Genomic DNA, 17,969 nt, shown 5'->3' with positions numbered 1-17,969 from the left:
CGGCATGTGATGAGAGGGCCGGCGTCAGGCGGGAAGAAACGATTCGATGCGCCGCTTGCGCTCCTGGTCGAGCAGGCGCGTCGCGACGTCGCCGGGCACGCCGAGCGTCTCGAACACCGAGCCGGCGAGCTGCAGACCGGATTCGAGCGTCTCCGGGATCACGACCGATGCACCGGCGTCGCGCAAGGTCGCAGCGTGCGCTTCGTCGCGGGCACGTGCGGCGATGCGGATGTTCGCCGACGTCGCGCGCACGCCTTTGACGGCATGCACGGCCGCTGCCGTGTGATCCATCGTCAGCACGACCGCGACGGCGCGTTCGAGGTGGAACTTGCGCAGCAGCTCGGGCCGGCTCGCGTCACCGAAATAGACCGGCGCACCTTTCGCACGCTGGCGGGCGACGAGCTTGGCGTCGGTTTCGATCGCGACGTGCGGAATGCCCTGTTCGTCGAGCAGTTCGCCGATCATCTGTCCGACGCGACCGTAGCCGGCGATGACGACGTGGCCGCCGAGTTCGCCGAGCGTCTCCTCGGCGAGCGCCGAGCTCTTGCCCACGCGGGCATCGATCGCGTCGCCGAGCCTGCGCCCGAACAGCGACAGCGGGGGAGTGACGAGCATCGACAGGCTGACTACGAGCAGCATGAAGTGGCCGATCGGAGGCGCGATGATCCCCAGCCCCAAGGCCATGCCGATGACGATGAACGCGAATTCGCCGCCCTGGCACAGCATGATGCCGCCTTCGGCTGCCCGTCCCCAGGTCAGGCCGAAGAGCCGGAACAGCGCGAACATGATCAGCGCTTTCAGCCCCATCAGGCCGGCGACCGACAGCGGCAGCAGCAGCGGTTCGGCGAGAATCGCGGTGACGTCGATGCCCATGCCGACCGACATGAAGAACACTCCCATCAGCAGGCCCTTGAACGGCTCGATCGTGACCTCGACTTCGTGGCGGAACTCGGTCTCGGCGATCAACAGGCCGGCGAGCAAGGCACCGAGTTCCATCGACAGCCCGGCCGCGCGGGTCAGCAGCGCGACGCCGAGCGTCGTCAGCAGCGTCAGCGCCATGAACGATTCGGCCTGGCGGTTCGCGGCGATCTGGTGGAACACCGGACGCACGACGCGCCGGCCGACGAGATAGATCAGCGCGATCGTCGCCGCGCCTTTCGCCGCAGCGAGGCCGATCAGCCCGAGGAAATTGCCGCCCGCGTCCTGCGCGAGGATCGTCACCAGCACGAGCAGCGGCACGACCGCCAGATCCTGCAGCAGCAGCACCGAGAACGTCGCCTGGCCGAGCGGCGTGCCTAGTTCGCGGCGTTGCGACAGCAGCTGCATCACGACCGCCGTCGACGAGAAGCCGAGCACGCCGCCGAGCACGACCGATGCTTCCAGGCCGTTGCCGAACGCGTACGCGGTCGCGCCGATGACCAGCGCGGTGATGCCGACCTGCAGGCTGCCGAGTCCGAACACGAGCCGCCGCATCGCCCACAGCCGGTCGACCGACATCTCGAGCCCGATCATGAACATCAGGAAGATCACGCCGAACTCGGCGAAGACTTCGACATCCTCGGTGCGCCCGAACGTCAGGTATCCGAGCCACGGCGTCGCCGCGGTGAACCGCCCGAGGCCGAACGGCCCGACGGCCATGCCGACGGCGAGGAAGCCGAGCACCGGGTTGATGCGGCTGCGCTGCAGCAGCGGGATCAGCACTCCCGCGAGGACGAGGAACAGGATGAGTTCGCGCAGGAATGCGGGAGCGGCGTGGGCGTCCATTACCCGGGACTTTTAGTTGTGGGCGACGCGCGAGTTTAGCGGAATGGCCGGGTCATGCTGCGAAAGTGCGCGGCACGTGATCACCGTTTTGCATCGCCACGGCTCAGTCACTTGCATTCGAGGGGATCAGGCTCTGCAAAGCTGATGATCGCGGGCGCGGCCTGCCCGACGGTGCCGGAACGACCCGGAGCCGGCTTTCAGCGAGAATCGAAGCAGACTTTCGTACGACTTTGGCTGCTACCCCGGCATCGGATCCGCGCATGCCGAGAGCACCATCATCGCGAGCAAGGCATTTGATTCAAGTGATCAGCTAGGGGCGCAGCCGTGGATCGAACGAGAAGGGGCGCTCGATCGCGAGCTCGACGTCAGCGAAGCTGCGGTGTAGCGGATTGAGAATGACGTTACGCGCTTCCGGCATTACGGCTGACGGGGCAATGAGCCCGAGCGCCCGGCCCGAGCGCAGGAAGGCGGTCCCGAATTCGACCGAAGCGCCATTTGGCGACAGGTCATCCCAGCCGGACAGCGTAGCGATGTCGGCCTCTTCGTAGAGATCCGCTGAGTCAGGCAACGTGAGGGCAACGAGGACGAGGTCGACGGGCAGGATCGGGCCGGTGTGGACGAGCTTCTCCATCGCACAGATCTCCGCGCTTAGGCCGGCGTAGATCACCGGAACGCCGAGTAAGTGCCAACGGCCGCCTTCGTAGAGGCCGCCGGCGCCGGTTCGATCGAGAGCGTAGGCTTGCTTCGCGATCCGCCAGGCCCGCATTCAAGCGGCCCCGCCGTAGGCGATGGCGTTTAGGATCCGTGAGACCTCACGGCGCCCGATCTCGGTGCCAAGCATCGAGAGCGGCGGGACGTTGCCGAGGCTCATGTTGCTCGTTTTCAACCACTCGCTCGCCCGATCCCGGTCGCCGAAGACGTCCTCGGCAAGCTTTTCGACCTCGCCGATCTGCATGAGTCGCTCTGTCACGTGAGGGTTGAGTTTCTCGTTCTTGGCGACTTTGCGTTTTGCGGTCGAAGCGGAGAGGCCAACGAGGTCGTAGAGTCGCTCGCGCGGCACTTGCAAGACCTCGGCGGCGCCGACCAGGTCGCGTGCGCTCGCTCCACGGTTGATCTCCGCGATCCGCAGCTGAAACGAGCTTCGAAGATACGCGTTGCGCTTGTCGATCCATTTCTCCGCAGCCGACGTGCGACTCGGCCTACGGACAGCGGGAGTCTCTACACTCGCCGGGAGCTTGCGTACCTTGCCTTCCTTCTCGGTCGTCTCAGCCATCGTCCGCCCCACTGTTCACTTGAGACTTCATGCTAGCTCAATTGACACTTCGCGCTCAGGCACTTTCTCGAGGCAGTGGCGTTGCGATCAAGGCGAATGCACCGGCGCAGTCAAGTCCCTGCAATCGCGCAGTCATGCCGCGTTCGCCGCTTCCTCGCCTTCCTGCTGCTGCAGCGCCCACATCCGCGCGTAGTCGCCATCGCGCGCGAGCAGCGCGGCGTGCGTGCCGCGTTCGACGATGCGGCCCTGGTCGAGGACGATGATCTCGTCCGCGTTCATCACCGTCGACAGGCGGTGCGCGATGACGAGCGCGGTGCGGCCTTCGGCGGCGAGCTCGATCTGCGCCTGGATCGCTTTCTCGGTCTTCGAGTCGAGCGCGGACGTCGCTTCATCGAAAATCAGGATCGCCGGGTTCTTCAGCAGCGCGCGCGCGATTGCGACGCGCTGCTTCTCGCCGCCGGAGAGCTTCAGGCCGCGTTCACCGACGCGCGTCTCGAAGCCGTCCGGCAGCCGCGCGATGAAGTCGGTGAGCTGGGCCGCGCGCGCCGCGGCTTCGACCTCCTCGCGCGCGGCGAGCGGGCGGCCGTACTGGATGTTGTAGAACAGCGTGTCGTTGAACAGCACCGTGTCCTGCGGCACGATGCCGATCGCCGCGCGCAGGCTCGCCTGCGTGAGCTGACGCAGGTCGTGGCCATTGACGCGGATCGCGCCGCCCTGCACGTCGTAGAAGCGATACAGCAGACGCGCGAGCGTCGATTTGCCCGACCCCGAATGGCCGACGACCGCGAGCGTGCGCCCGGCCGGAATTTCGAAGTCAACGCCGTGCAGGATCGCGCGCTTCGGGTCGTACGCGAAGCTGACGTTCTCGAAGCGCACCGTCGCCGGCCCCGGTGGCAGCATCCGCGCGTCGGGCGCGTCGGCGATCTCGCGGTGCTCGTGCATCAGCCCGAACATGCGCTCGATGTCGGTCAGCGACTGGCGCAGCTCGCGGTAGATGACGCCGAGGAAGTTCAGCGGGATGTACAGCTGGATCAGGAAGGCGTTGACCAGCACGATGTCGCCGATCGTCATCGCGCCGCTGGCGACGCGCACCGCCGCCTGCCACATCATCAGCGTCACCGCGACCGCGATGATCGCGGCCTGGCCGACGTTCAGCGCCGACAGCGAGAACTGGTTCTTGACCTGCGCGTTCGCCCACTTCTTCATCTGCTCGTCGTAACGGCGCGCTTCGAACTCCTCGTTGTTGAAGTATTTGACCGTTTCGAAGTTCAGCAGGCTGTCGATCGCTTGCGCGCTGGCCGCGGAATCGAGCTCGTTCGCGTGCCGGCGCAAGGCCGTGCGCCAGTTCGTGACTTTCACCGTGAACGTGATGTAGATCACGAGCGTCGTGAACGTGATGATCGCGAACACCGCGTCGTACTGCGCGAGCAGGATGCCGATCACGAGGCCGATCTCGATCAGCGTCGGCAGGATCGAATACAGCGTGTAGCTGATCAGCGAGCCGATCGAGCGCGTGCCGCGCTCGATGTCGCGCGTCAGCCCGCCGGTCTGGCGTTCGAGGTGGAAGCGCAGCGACAGCGCGTGCAGGTGGCGAAACACGCGCAGCGCGATTTCGCGCACCGCTTCCTGCGTGACGCGCGCGAACACCAGCTCGCGCAGCTCGGTGAACAGCGACGTCGAAAAGCGCAGCGCGCCGTACGCGAGCAGCAGCGCCGCCGGCACGACGATGAACGCCTGCTCGGTCGTCAGCGACAGCGTGTCGACAAGGTGCTTGAAGATGATCGGGACGGTGACGTTCGCGCCTTTCGCCGCGATCAGGCACGACAGCGCGAACACCACCCGGCCCTTGTAGGCCCAGATGTACGGGACGAGGCTCTTGAGGGTCTGCCAGTCGTGGCGGTGGGTCGGCTCGGGGCCGGGCAGGGCGGTGGCGGGCGCGCGTCTCATGGCGCGATTCTACTGCACGCGCCGCGGCCTCACCCCCGTCGTCCGCCGAGCAGCAGGTTCGCGGCGAGCCCGATGAAAATCATGCCGGTGACGCGGTCGAGCCACGGTCCGAGGCGCGGCCGGCGCGCGAGCAGGCGGCCGATGCTGCCGGCGGCGAACGCGATCGCGCCGAACACGACGACCGTCTGCGCCGCGAACACCGCGCCGAGCACCAGCATCTGCGCCGACGCAGCGCCGGCTTCGGGGCGCGCGAACTGCGGCAGGAACGCGAGGAAGAACAGCGCGACTTTCGGATTCACGGCGTTCGCGATGAAGCCTCGCGCGACATAGCGGCGCCACGGCAGCGCCACCGCTTGGCCGCGTTCGGCCGCCGCGATGCCGCCGCTCCTGAGCGCCTGCACGCCGAGCCAGAACAGATACGCCGCGCCGGCGAGCTTGAGCGCGAAGAACGCGTTCGGCGACGCGAGCAGCAAGGCGCTGACGCCGAGTGTCGCCCACAGCGTATGCGTGAAGCAGCCGAGCGCGCAGCCGACCGCGATGCCGAAGCCGGCGATGCGCCCGCGCGCGAGGCTCTGGCCGAGCACCATCAGGTTGTCCGGCCCGGGCGCGACGGTGACTGCAGCGGAAATCGCAAGGAAGGCCAGCAGCACGTCGAAGGACAGCATGTTCAGGGGCATTTCTGTGAAGAGGCTTCGATTCTGGGGGCGGCGAACCCCGCAGTCAAACCGCAGCTTTGCGCCCGTAGAAATTGCCGGAGCCGATTCGGGCTCCGGCCTTCGGCCCGTTATTGAATCTCGCCCACCGGCTGCCAACTCGGATGGTCGAAATAGCGGCCGTAATCATTCAATGCGCTGACAATCGGCGTGACGCCTTCACCTCGCGCGGCCCCCGCCGTCTTGCCGCCGAATCGCTCTGCGCCATCCTGCAATTGGACGAGGAGTTCGTGCAACACGCGGTCCGCTTCCGGAGCGAGCTTGCAATTGCCGACAATGTATTCGATCTGCTGCGTCACCGCAGTGCCGACGGCGTTGTAATGTCCGTCACCGAATTTCCCGGCTCGAATCAGCGGGATATACGGTTCGACGATCTTTCGGATCGTCGTCATTCCCTGCCGCAGTGCCGGGTCGGTCGCCATTCTGTCTGCGTCGATCGCGCTCGCCTTGCCTTGCCCGGCTTGCAGCACAGTGATGGTCGCGCTGCCCGTCGCGGTTTCGGCGGCCGACGACGCGGGAATCGACCCGAAAATCGCCAGCCCGGCCGCGATCGCAAAGGCGGAAAGATGAAGTCTCGTGCGTGCCATATGATTGTCTCCCGGCGTGGTTCATTGATGGTCGGATCTCGACCATGAGGCGATTTTCGATGACGCCGCCTGAACGGCGACTGAAGAACGCATTCAGCAGCCATTCATGATTCCGGAGCGCATCGGACCGCCCCGCACGTGTCGCCCGACTTGCCCCGGTCCGGCCATGCGCTCACACTTCAGAGGACTTGCCCGGTGCAAACCGGCGAAGTTCGCTCGCGGTCCGACGGGATTGCTCGGGAGACGCGGGAAGGCCGCGAGCGGGGCGGCGTAATCGAGGAGGCGACATGGCCTGGTTGCTCATCGTATTGCTCGTGCCGATTGCCGGCGCGCTTGCGTACCGGCGCGCCGCGTTTCCCGTCTGGGCGGCGATCGGCTTTCTGTGGCTCGTGCTGTTCGCGGCGGCGCTGGGCTGGTCGCCGAATGCGACGATCGTCGCTCTTGTCCTGTACAGCCTCCCGATCGGCCTGTTCCTGATCCGGCCGCTGCGCCGGGAGCTCGTCACCGCGCGCATCTTCCGCGCGTTCCGCGCCGCGCTGCCGTCGATGTCGCAGACCGAGAAGGACGCGCTCGAAGCCGGCAGCGTATGGTGGGAAGGCGAACTGTTCGCCGGCCGGCCGGACTGGGCGAAGCTGCTCGCGTATCCGTGGCCGACGCTGACCGCCGAGGAGCGCGCTTTCCTCGACAACGAGACGAGCGAGCTGTGCCGGCTCACCGACGACTGGGTGGCGACGCAGCGCCAGGACCTGTCGCCCGAGGTGTGGCGCTACATCCGGGAGCGCGGCTTTCTCGGCATGATCATCCCTAAGGAATACGGCGGGAAAGGCTTCTCGGCGTTCGCCCATTCTCAGGTCATCACGAAGCTGTCGACGCGCTCGTCGGCGCCGGCGGTCACGGTGATGGTGCCGAACTCGCTCGGGCCGGCCGAACTGCTGCTGCATTACGGCACGCCGGAGCAGAAAGCGCATTACCTGCCGCGGCTCGCAGCCGGCGTCGACATCCCGGCGTTCGCGCTGACGAGCCCGTGGGCCGGCTCGGACGCGGCGTCGATCCCCGATTCCGGCGTCGTGTGCACAGGCCTGTGGCAGGGACGTGAAGTGCTCGGCATGCGCGTGACGTTCGACAAGCGCTACATCACGCTCGCGCCGGTGTGCACCGTGTTTGGGCTCGCGTTCCGCCTGTACGACCCGGACGGCCTGCTCGGCGCCGACGCGGATCTCGGCATCACCTGCGCGCTCGTGCCGGCCGACCACCCGGGTGTAGACATCGGCCGACGCCACCTGCCGCTCAACGCGGTGTGGATGAACGGGCCGGTGCGCGGGCGCGACGTGTTCATGCCGCTCGATTTCATCATTGGCGGCCCGCAGATGGCGGGCCAGGGCTGGCGGATGCTGATGGAGTGCCTCGCGGCGGGGCGCTCGATCTCGCTGCCGGGCTCGAACACCGGCATGCAGAAAATGACCGCGCGCGCGGTCGGCGCGTATGCCCGCGTGCGCCACCAGTTCAAGACCGCGATCGGTCGCTTCGAAGGCGTCGAGGAGGCGCTGACGCGCATCGGCGCGAACACCTATCTGTCGGATGCGGCGCGGATCATGACGGCCGGCGCGATCGATCTCGGCGAGAAGCCGTCGGTGGTGTCCGCGATCGTCAAGTACCACGTCACCGAGCGCGCGCGCCAGACGGTCAATGACGGCATGGACGTCATCGGCGGCAAAGGCATCTGCCTCGGACCGCAGAACTTCCTCGGTCGTGCCTACCAGCAGATCCCGATCGGCATCACCGTCGAAGGCGCGAACATCCTGACGCGCAGCCTGATCCTGTTCGGCCAGGGCGCGGTCCGCTGCCATCCTTACGTGCTCGACGAGATGCACGCGGCGCAGAAAGGCGACCTCGCCGCGTTCGACCGCGCGTTCTGGGGGCATGTCGGCTACACGCTGTCGTCCGCAGTGCGGGCGCTGGTGATGGGTCTCACCGGTTCGCATTTCGTCGCCGTGCCGCGAGGTGACGCAAATGAGGTCGCGCCCGAGACGCGCCGTTACTACCAGCAGCTGACGCGCTTCTCGGCAGCGTTCGCATTCCTCGCGGACATCTCGATGGGGACGATGGGCGGCGCGCTGAAGCGCAAGGAAAAGCTCTCCGCGCGGCTCGGCGACATCCTGTCGCTGATGTATCTCGCGTCGGCAGTGCTGCGCCGCTTCGAAGCCGAAGGGCGTCAGGCGGCGGATGCGCCGCTGATGCACTGGGCGATCTGGGATTGCATGTTCCGCGCGCAGAATGCGTTCGAAGGCGTCATCGCGAACTTCCCGAACCGCGTCGTCGCGGCGGTGCTGCGCCGGCTCGTCGTGTTCCCGCTCGGGCGGCCCTACGTCGTGCCGTCCGACGCGCTCGGCCACGAAGTCGCGAAGCTCTTGCTCGAGCCGTCGCCGACGCGCGACCGGCTGACCGCCGACGTGTATCTGCCGGACGACCTCGACGAGCCCGCGGCCGCGCTCGAAGCGGCGCTCGCCGCGACGATCGCAGCCGAGCCGGTCGAGGCGAAGCTGAAAGAGGCGCGCCGCCAGGGGCGCTTCGACCCGGGCCTGCTCGTCGGCGGCGGCGTCGATGCGATCTGGCGCCACGCGCTCGAAGCCGGCGTCATCAGCGACGCCGAATTCGCGCTCGTCGAGCGGCGCAACCTGCTGCGCGACAAGGTCATCCGCGTCGACGATTTCCCGTACGACTTTGGCCTGCGCGAAGCGCTCGCCGAAGTCGGGCCGAGCGATTCGCGGACCCGCGGCGTGCGCTCGCCCGAGGAGCCGCTGCGCGCATGAACTCCGCCATCTACATCATCGACGGTGCGCGCACGCCGTTCCTCAAAGCGCGGAACGGCCCCGGACCGTTCGCCGCGTCAGACCTCGCGACCGCCGCCGGTGCGGCGCTGCTCATGCGCCAGCCGTTCGCGCCCGACGAGCTCGACGAAGTGATCCTCGGCTGCGCGAGCCCGTCGCCGGACGAAGTCAATATCGGCCGCGTCGTCGCGCTGCGGATGGGCTGCGGCCACCGGGTGCCGGGCTGGACGGTGATGCGCAACTGCGCGTCCGGCCTGCAGGCGCTGGATTCGGCGATGATGAACATTCGCACCGGCCGCTCGGGCCTCGTGCTCGCCGGCGGCGTCGATGCGCTGTCGCGCGCGCCGCTGCTGTTTTCCGACGCGATGGTGCGCTGGCTGTCAAGCTGGTACGCGGCGAAGACGATCGGGCAGAAAGCGGCGGCGCTGCACAGCTTCCGCCCGGCCGATCTCGCGCCGGTGATCGGCATCATGAAAGGCCTGACCGATCCGGTGGTCGGCCAGCTGATGGGGCAGACCGCCGAGAACCTCGCGCACCGCTTCGGCATTTCGCGCGCCGCGATGGACGAATACGCGGTGCGCAGCCACCGTCGCGTCGCCGCGGCGCAGGATGCCGGGCATCTCGACGAGATCGTGCCGCTGATCGATCGCGATGGGACGCTGTACCAGGACGACGACGGCGTGCGGCGGGATTCGTCGGTCGACAAGCTGGCGAAGCTCAAGCCTTTTTTCGACCGCAAGTACGGCCGCGTCACCGCCGGCAACAGTTCGCAGATCACCGATGGCGCGGCGTGGCTGATCCTCGCGTCCGAAGAGACGGTGCAGCGCCGCGGCTTGACGCCGGTCGCACGCCTCGTCGATTGCGAATGGGCGGCGCTCGATCCGGCGCAGATGGGACTCGGCCCGGTACATGCCGCGACACCGCTGCTCGCGCGCCACGGCCTCGGCCTGAACGACGTCGATGCGTGGGAGATCAACGAAGCGTTCGCCGCGCAGGTCATCGCCTGTGTGCGCGCGTGGGACGACGCCGACTATTGCCGCGACGAGCTCGGCCTCGACGCGCCGCTCGGCCGCCTCGACGAGGAGCGGCTGAACGTCGATGGCGGCGCGATCGCGATTGGCCATCCGGTCGGGGCGAGCGGCGCGCGCATCGTGCTGCATCTCGTGCAGCGGCTGCGCCGCGACAATCTCTCGCGCGGCATCGCGAGCCTGTGCGTCGGCGGCGGACAGGGCGGCGCGATGCTCGTGGAGGCGGTGTGATGGGTTCAGGTTACGAACACCTGCACGTCGTGCGCGACGAAGGGGATGGAAAAGGGGGCGGGAACGGCGTCGCGTGGCTGCATCTGGACCGCGCCGACGCAGCGACGAACACGCTGTCGCGCGACGTGCTCGACGAACTCGCGGCGGTGTTCGCCGCGCTCGAAGCGCAGCCGCCGAAAGGGCTCGTCATCGCGTCGGCGAAACCGGCCGGCTTCGTCGCCGGCGCCGACATCGAGGAATTCACGCGCCTCGACTCGCCGCAGGCGGCGCGCGATCTCGTCGGCCGCGGCTGGGAGCTTTTCAACCGGCTCGCGCGGCTGCGGTTTCCGACGCTCGCGCTGATCCGCGGCCACTGCCTCGGCGGCGGGCTCGAACTCGCGCTCGCGTGCCGCTACCGCGTCGTCGTCGATGAGCCTGCGACGAAACTCGCGCTGCCCGAAGTGATGCTCGGCATCGTGCCCGCGTGGGGCGGCATGAAGCGGCTGCCGGAGACGATCGGCGCACCGGCGGCGCTCGAGCTGATGTTGACGGGGAAAAGCGTCGACGCGCGCCGCGCGAAGCAGCTCGGGCTCGCCGACGAGTGCGTGCCGCCGCGCGTCATGGAGAACGCCGCGCGCCTGCTCGTGTTGTCCGGGCAGCGGCGGCGAAAGCCGCCCTTGAAGTTGCGGCTGATGAACGGCCCGCTGAAGTCGGTCGTCGCCGACCGGGCGAGGAAGCAGGTCGCTGCGAAAGCGCCGCGCGAGCATTACCCGGCGCCGTACGCGATCATCGACATCTGGCAGCGCTTCGGCGGCAACGCGCTCGCAGTGCCAGCCGGTGACCCCGCGTCGCTCGAAGCGATCTTCCGCTCGCCGACGGCGAAGAACCTCATCCGCGTGTTCTTCCTGCAGGAGCGGCTGAAAAGTTTCGGCAAAAGTGATGACCACCGCGATGACGACGGCGGTAAGTTCGCCCCGCGCCACGTCCATGTCGTCGGCGCCGGCGTCATGGGGGGCGACATCGCGGCGGTGTGTGCGCTCGCAGGCATGACGGTGACGCTGCAGGACCAGGCCGTCGAGCGCATCGCGCCGGCCGTCGGCCGCGCCGCGAAGCTCTTCGAGCGCAAGCTGCGCGGCGACACGGCGACGAAAGCGCGGCAGGTGCGCTTCGCACTCGACCGGCTGATCCCGGACCCGGACGGGCATGGCGCGCGGCGCGCCGACGTCGTCGTCGAGGCGATCGTCGAGAATCTCGACGCGAAGCGCGCGCTGTTCGCGGACCTCGAGCGCAGCGCCAGACCCGACGCCGTGCTCGCGACGAACACGTCGAGCCTGCGCATCGAGGACATCGCGGCCGGGCTCGCGAACCCGGCGCGCCTCGTCGGCATCCACTTCTTCAACCCGGTCGCGCAGATGCCGCTCGTCGAAGTCGTCGCCGGCGAGGCGTCCGACGCCGACGCGCTCTACCGCGCCGCGGCGTTCGTCCGCCACCTCGACAAGCTGCCGCTGCCGGTCCGCAGCGCGCCGGGCTTCCTCGTCAATGCGGTGCTCGCACCGTACATGCTCGAAGCGCTGCGCTGCGTCGAGGAAGGCATCGCGCCGGAAGCTGTCGACGCCGCGCTCGTCGCGTTCGGCATGCCGATGGGGCCGGTCGAGCTGGTCGACACGGTCGGGCTCGACATCGCGCTCGCCGCGGGCAAGTCGCTCGGCGGAGGCGCGGTCGCGGTGCCGAAACGGCTTGCCGAGCTCGTTGCCGCCGGCCATCTCGGCCAGAAATCCGGCCAGGGCTATTACCGCTGGAGCGACGGCAAGGCGCAGAAAAACCCCGTCGACACGGTCCCTGCGGGGCTCGCCGCGCGCATCGTCGCGCCGCTCCTCGCCGCGACGCGCTGCTGCGTCGATGAGGGCGTCGTCGCCGATGCGGACCTTGCCGATGCCGGCGTGATCTTCGGCACCGGTTTCGCGCCGTTCACCGGCGGCCCGCTGCACTATCTCGCGTCCGGGGAAAAACCGCTCGATGCGGCGCTGCCGCCGCGCGATGATGCTATCGTTTCGGCCCGATGAATTCATGGAAAACGAGCTGATGTCCGACGTTTCAACGAACCAGGTGAAATTGCCGAAGAACCGCCAGCCGGCGCTGCGGGTGATGCCGATGCCGGGGGACCTCAACCCTGCCGGCGACGTGTTCGGCGGCTGGATCATGTCGATGGTCGACATCGCGGGGGGCATCGCCGCGCACTACCGCGCGCGCGGGCGCTGCGCGACGGTCGCCGTCAACGCTTTCACGTTCAAGCAGCCGGTGTCGGTCGGCGACCTGGTCAGCTTTTATGCTGACGTCGTATCGGTCGGGCGCACGTCGATCACCGTCGATGTCCAGGTGTTCGCCGAGCGCAATCCCGAGAGCCTGTTCGTCGTGAAAGTCACCGAGGCGAAGCTGACCTACGTGGCGCTCGACGACCACGGCAACAAGCGACCGGTTCCGCCGGCCGAATGAGCGGCGCCGGGCAGCCCGGCGACCTTGCGAATGCAGTGCTAGACTTGCTGATGGCATGACAAGGAGGCGACACACCGATGCATACGACGATGATTGCCCGGGCAGTCCCGGCGGCGCTGCTGACGATGGCGTCCGGGCTGAGCTCGGCTGCCGGTTTCCAGCTGATGGAGCAGAACGCCAGCGGGCTCGGCAACGCCTACGCGGGCTCGGCGGCCGTCGCCGAGAACGCCGCAACGATCTTCTTCAACCCCGCCGGCATGACGCAGCTGCAGGCGCGCGAAGCGTCGTTCGGGGTGTCGGCGGTGCGGCCGAGCTTCGAGTTCACCGACAAGGGCTCGCAGAGCGGCGTGCTCCGCGGCGAAGGCGATGACGCCGGCGGGTGGGCGGCGCTGCCGAACGCCTACCTGTCGTGGGCGCTGAACGAGGATCTGTATGTCGGCGTCGGCCTCGGCGCGCCGTTCGGCCTGGTCACGGATTACGACGAGTCGTGGGTCGGCGGCGCGCAGTCGCTGAACTTCGAGATCAAGACCTACAACATCAACCCGTCGATCGCGTACCGCGTCAATGACAAGGTGTCGGTCGGCGCCGGCCTGAACTGGCAGCGCGCCGAAGCCGAGTACGAGCGCATCGCTGCGGTCGCGCCCGGCCTCGCGACGACGTTCGCGACGCTCGATGTCGACTCCGATGCGTGGGGCTGGAACATCGGCGTGCTGTTCACGCCGTCGCCGTCAATGAAAGTCGGCGTCTCGTACCGCTCGAGGATCGAGCACGAGCTCGAAGGCGACCTGAAGCTCAAAGGGACGCTCGCGGGCCGGGCGCCCCAGACGACCAGCGGCAAGGCCCGCGCGGACGTCGATCTGCCCGACACGCTGATCATGAGCGTCGCCCAGAAGCTCGACGAGCGCTGGGAAATGCTCGGCGACCTGTCATGGACGGGCTGGAGCAGCATCAAGAAAGTCGATATCGACCGCAGCTCGGGGCCACTGTCGGGCGTCACGGTGCAGACGCTCGACACCGATTACCGTGACAGCTGGCGCGCCGCGCTCGGCGCGAATTACAAGCTCAACGACGCCTGGAAGCTGAAGTTCGGTGTCGCCTACGACCAGGCGCCGGTGCGGGGCCGGGATCGGCGGCTCGTCGCGCTGCCGGACAACGACCGCACCTGGTTCGCGCTCGGCGGGCAGTGGAAGGCGACGAAGACGACGACGCTCGATGTCGGCGGCGCTTATCTTTACGTGCGCGACACGAAGATCGACAACGACCAGCGCGCGGCAGGGCGCGGGCGCGTCACCGGCGAATACGAGACCGACGTCTGGATCTTCGGCGCGCAGTACTCGATGGCGTTCTGATCGCGGCGAACCTCGGGCGGTGCGCTTCGCCTCCGCCGAGCGCAGCGCCGGCGCCGCCGGCCGGTTCGCACTGAAACGATGACGGGATTTCCCCCGTGCATCGGCCCGTTGCGGGCCGGTCGGCGCGGGGCGAGGCAGGATCTGGAGAACTCGCATGAGCAAGCTGATCATCCGCAAGGTCGCCATCCTCGGCGCCGGCGTCATGGGGGCACAGATCGCGGCGCATTGCGCGAACGCCGATGTGCCGGTCGTGCTGTTCGACCTGCCGGCGAAGGACGGCCCGCCGAACCGCGTCGTCGACCGCGCGATCGCTGGCCTGACGAAGCTCGACACCGCGCCGCTCGCGGCGAAGAGTCTCGCCGGCCATATCGACGCCGCGAACTACGACAGCGATCTCGAGCGCCTGCGCGACTGCGATCTCGTCATCGAGGCGATCGCCGAGAAGATCGAATGGAAGCTCGACCTGTACGCGAAAGTCGCGCCGTATCTGCGCGCCGACGCGATCTTCGCGTCGAACACCTCGGGCCTGTCGATCGCGAAGCTCGCCGAAGGGCTTCCCGAAGCGCTGCGGCCGCGCTTCTGTGGCGTGCATTTCTTCAACCCGCCGCGCTACATGGCACTCGTCGAGCTGATCCCGGCGCCCGCGACCGACCCACTGATGCTCGACGCGCTCGAAGCGTGGCTCGTGACGCGGCTCGGCAAGTCGATCGTGCGCGCGAAAGACACGCCGAACTTCGTCGCGAACCGCGTCGGCGTGTTCTCGATTCTCGCGGTGATGCACCACACGGCACGGCTCGGCCTCGGCTTCGACGAAGTCGACGCGCTGACCGGCCCGCTGATCGGACGGCCGAAGAGCGCGACTTACCGCACCGCCGACGTCGTCGGTCTCGACACGCTCGCGCACGTCATCGACACGATGGGCGCGACCTTGCCCGACGACCCATGGCACGCGTGCTTCAAGCAGCCGGACTGGCTGCAGGCGCTGATCGGACGCGGTGCGCTCGGGCAGAAGACGCGTGCCGGCATCTACCGCAAGGACGGCAAGAAGATCCTCGTGCTCGATCCGAAGACGGGCGACTACCGCCCGAGCCGCGGCGACATCGTGTCGGAAGTCGCGACTGCGCTGCAGACGCTGAACACTGCCGAGAAGTTCGCGTGGCTCGGCGCGAGCGGGCTGCCCGAAGCGCAGTTCCTGTGGGCGATCTTCCGCGACCTGTTCCATTACTGTGCGGTGCATCTCGAGGACATCGCCGACAGCGCGCGCGACATCGACCTGGCGATGCGCTGGGGCTTCGGCTGGGCGCGCGGGCCGTTCGAGACCTGGCAGGCCGCAGGCTGGGCCGACGTCGCGAAAGCGATCCAGATGGACATCGACGCCGGCCGCGCGATGGCGAAAGAGCCGCTGCCGGCGTGGGTGTTCCTGCGCGGCGCGGTGCACGAGGCGGCAGGCTCGTATTCCGCGCGGGACAACGTCGTCAAGGCGCGCCCGACGCTGCCGGTATATCGTCGCCAGCTCTACCCGGACGCGCTGCTCGGCGAAGCGCCGGCCGAGCGCGGCGAAACGCTGTGGGAGAATGGTGGTGACGACGACGGCGTGCGCCTGTGGACGCGGCCCGACGTCGACGCACGCATCGGCATCGTGTCGTTCAAGGCGAAGCTGCACGCGATCGGTGACGCCGTCATTGACGGGATGTGTGAGGCGATCGCGCGCGCCGAGCGCGATCTCGACGGCCTCGTGCTGTGGCACGACGCGCCGTTCGCCGTCGGCGCGAACCTGCAGCAGGTCGCCGAAGCGTGCAAGGCCGGCGAGTTTGCGCTGCTCGACGGCAAGGTTGCGAAGTTCCAGCAGGTGTCGATGGCGATCCGCCACGCGCAAGTGCCGGTCGTCGCCGCAGTCGAGGGGATGGCGCTCGGCGGCGGCTGCGAGTTCGCGATGCATGCGGCGCACCGCGTGCTCGCGCTCGAGAGCTACGTCGGGCTCGTCGAAGCCGGCGTCGGCCTGATTCCGGCCGGCGGCGGTAGCAAGGAATTCGCGCTGCAGGCGCACCGGCGCGCGCAGTACGCCGCAGGGCGTGACGTGTTCCCGTTCATCCAGCAGAGCTTCCAGACGATCGCGATGGCGACCGTCGCGAAAAGCGCGCTCGAGGCAGTGCAGCTCGGCTTCGCGCAACCTTCGGACGACGTCGTGATGCATACGCGCGAACTGCCGTACGTCGCGATTTCCCGCGCGCGCGCGATGTTCGAGGCCGGCTGGCGCGCGCCGCTCGTCAACCGCGCGGTGACGGTCGCCGGGCGCAGCGGCATCGCGACCTGCGAGCTGATGCTCGTCAACATGGCCGAAGGCGGCTTCATCTCGGAACACGACTACAAGGTTGCGAAAGCCGCGGCGACCGCGCTGTGCGGCGGCGAAGTCGAGACGAATGCGCAGGTCGGCGAGCAGTGGATTCTCGACGTCGAGCGTGCGTTGTTCATCGAGCTGCTGAAAACCGAAAAGACGCAGCAGCGCATCGCGCACCTGCTCGAGACAGGCAAGCCGCTGCGCAACTGAGAGGGCACGACATGACCAGACAAGTTCAGGACGCCTACATCGTCGCCGCGACGCGCACGCCGGTCGGGCGGCGCAACGGCATGTTCGCGCACGTGCGGCCCGACGACCTGCTCGCGCACGTGCTGTCGGCGGTCGTCGCCAAGGTGCCGGGACTCGACACGCACGAGATCGCGGATGTCATCGTCGGCTGCGCGATGCCGGAAGCCGAGCAGGGCATGAACGTCGCACGCATCGGCCTGTTGCTCGCCGGGCTGCCGGACAACGTGCCCGGCATCACGATCAACCGCTTCTGCGCGTCCGGGCTGCAGGCGGTCGCAGACGCCGCAGCGCGCATCCGCCTCGGCGAAGCCGACGTGATGATCGCCGCCGGCACCGAGTCGATGAGCGTGATGCCGCAGATCATGGGCAACAAGGTCAGCCTGAACCCGGCGATCTTCGCCAATCGCGACAACGTCGGCATCGCCTTCGGCATGGGGCTGACTGCCGAGAAAGTCGCGCAGCAGTGGAAAGTGAGCCGCGAAGACCAGGACGTTTTCGCGCTGCATTCGAACCAGCGCGCGTCCGCGGCGATCGCCGGCGGACATTTCCGCGCCGAAATCACGCCTTATACGGTCCGCACTCACCTGCCCGGCGACGGCGGGGCGGTGCGCGTCGTCGAGCGCGTCTGCGACACCGACGAAGGGCCGCGGCCGGACGCGTCACTCGACGCGCTGGCGAAGCTCAAGCCGGTGTTCGCCGCGCGCGGCTCGGTCACGGCCGGCAACAGCTCGCAGATGTCCGACGGCGCCGGCGCAGTGTTGCTGATGAGCGAGGCCGCGATGAAACGCCACGGAGCGACGCCGATCGCGCGTTTCGTCAGCTATTCGGTCGCCGGCGTGCCGCCGCAAATCATGGGCATCGGCCCGGTCGAAGCGATTCCGCGCGCGCTCGCCGCGGGCGGCGTGAAGCTCGCCGACGTCGGCTGGATCGAGCTCAACGAAGCGTTCGCCGCGCAGTCGCTGGCGGTGATCCGCGAGCTCGGGCTCGATCCGGTGCGAGTCAACCCGTTCGGCGGCGCGATCGCGCTCGGCCACCCGCTCGGCGCGACCGGCGCGATCCGCACCGCGACGGTGATGAGCGCGATGCAGCGCGATCCGCAGCTGCGTTACGCGATGGTGACGATGTGCGTCGGTACCGGCATGGGCGCGGCGGGAGTGTTCGAGCGGGTGTAAGCTTTCCGCCCTTTTACC

At 68.2% G+C, this 17,969-nt stretch carries 13 protein-coding genes; 7 read left to right on the top strand and 6 right to left on the bottom strand.

Going from position 1 to position 17,969, the window contains the following annotated elements; all coding sequences use genetic code 11:
* Window positions 1-24 precede the first annotated feature (24 nt).
* The 6 genes from PA01_07000 to PA01_06975 all read right to left on the bottom strand — a co-directional run bounded on the left by PA01_07000 (window position 25) and on the right by PA01_06975 (window position 6,119).
* Complete coding sequence (locus PA01_07000) at window positions 25-1,764, bottom strand: cation:proton antiporter (protein ID KON81386.1); 1,740 nt, start codon at window positions 1,762-1,764, stop codon at window positions 25-27.
* A gap of 310 nt (window positions 1,765-2,074) precedes the next feature.
* Window positions 2,075-2,530 carry an RES family NAD+ phosphorylase gene (locus tag PA01_06995; GenBank protein KON81385.1) on the bottom strand — a complete coding sequence of 152 codons (456 nt, stop codon included), beginning with the start codon at window positions 2,528-2,530 and terminating at the stop codon, window positions 2,075-2,077.
* Window positions 2,531-3,037 carry a DUF2384 domain-containing protein gene (locus tag PA01_18675; GenBank protein KAI5913064.1) on the bottom strand — a complete coding sequence of 169 codons (507 nt, stop codon included), beginning with the start codon at window positions 3,035-3,037 and terminating at the stop codon, window positions 2,531-2,533.
* A 132-nt stretch (window positions 3,038-3,169) separates the two neighbouring features.
* Window positions 3,170-4,984, bottom strand: a complete 1,815-nt coding sequence (locus PA01_06985) for an ABC transporter ATP-binding protein/permease (GenBank protein KON81384.1) — start codon at window positions 4,982-4,984, stop codon at window positions 3,170-3,172.
* Window positions 4,985-5,013: 29 nt separating this feature from the next.
* Window positions 5,014-5,661: a LysE family translocator gene (locus tag PA01_06980; GenBank protein ID KON82362.2), complete on the bottom strand. Its 648-nt coding sequence runs from the start codon at window positions 5,659-5,661 to the stop codon at window positions 5,014-5,016.
* A 107-nt stretch (window positions 5,662-5,768) separates the two neighbouring features.
* On the bottom strand, window positions 5,769-6,119 hold the full coding sequence (locus tag PA01_06975; GenBank protein ID KON81383.2) for a hypothetical protein: 351 nt from the start codon (window positions 6,117-6,119) through the stop codon (window positions 5,769-5,771).
* A gap of 452 nt (window positions 6,120-6,571) precedes the next feature.
* Between PA01_06975 and PA01_06970 the strand changes: the two genes are divergently transcribed.
* The 7 genes from PA01_06970 (at window position 6,572) to PA01_06940 (ending at window position 17,951) form a co-directional block, all read left to right on the top strand.
* Window positions 6,572-9,094: an acyl-CoA dehydrogenase gene (locus PA01_06970; GenBank protein KON81382.1), complete on the top strand. Its 2,523-nt coding sequence runs from the start codon at window positions 6,572-6,574 to the stop codon at window positions 9,092-9,094.
* A complete protein-coding gene (locus PA01_06965) occupies window positions 9,091-10,371 on the top strand; it encodes an acetyl-CoA C-acetyltransferase (protein KON81381.1) in 1,281 nt (426 codons plus the stop codon). Before PA01_06970 ends, PA01_06965 begins: the two co-directional genes overlap by 4 nt.
* Window positions 10,371-12,413, top strand: coding sequence for a 3-hydroxyacyl-CoA dehydrogenase NAD-binding domain-containing protein (locus PA01_06960; GenBank protein ID KON81380.1), 2,043 nt, complete (start codon window positions 10,371-10,373; stop codon window positions 12,411-12,413). The genes PA01_06965 and PA01_06960 overlap by 1 nt, the downstream gene beginning before the upstream one ends.
* Window positions 12,414-12,432: 19 nt before the next feature.
* Complete coding sequence (locus PA01_06955; protein KON82361.1) at window positions 12,433-12,843, top strand: acyl-CoA thioesterase; 411 nt, start codon at window positions 12,433-12,435, stop codon at window positions 12,841-12,843.
* Between the two features lie 77 nt (window positions 12,844-12,920).
* A complete protein-coding gene (locus tag PA01_06950; GenBank protein KON81379.1) occupies window positions 12,921-14,192 on the top strand; it encodes an outer membrane protein transport protein in 1,272 nt (423 codons plus the stop codon).
* Window positions 14,193-14,346: 154 nt separating this feature from the next.
* Window positions 14,347-16,740 (top strand): 3-hydroxyacyl-CoA dehydrogenase/enoyl-CoA hydratase family protein, encoded by a 2,394-nt coding sequence (locus PA01_06945; GenBank protein KON81378.1) that lies wholly within the window; start codon window positions 14,347-14,349, stop codon window positions 16,738-16,740.
* Between the two features lie 11 nt (window positions 16,741-16,751).
* Entirely contained in the window at window positions 16,752-17,951 is a 1,200-nt protein-coding gene (locus tag PA01_06940; protein ID KON81377.1) for an acetyl-CoA C-acyltransferase, read from the top strand.
* The last annotated feature ends 18 nt before the right edge of the window (window positions 17,952-17,969 follow it).

This window comes from Azoarcus sp. PA01, from assembly GCA_001274695.2.
GTDB lineage: Bacteria > Pseudomonadota > Gammaproteobacteria > Burkholderiales > Rhodocyclaceae > Aromatoleum.
The sequence above is the reverse complement of the archived record's forward strand: the minus strand, read 5'-3'. Positions and strand labels throughout refer to the sequence as shown.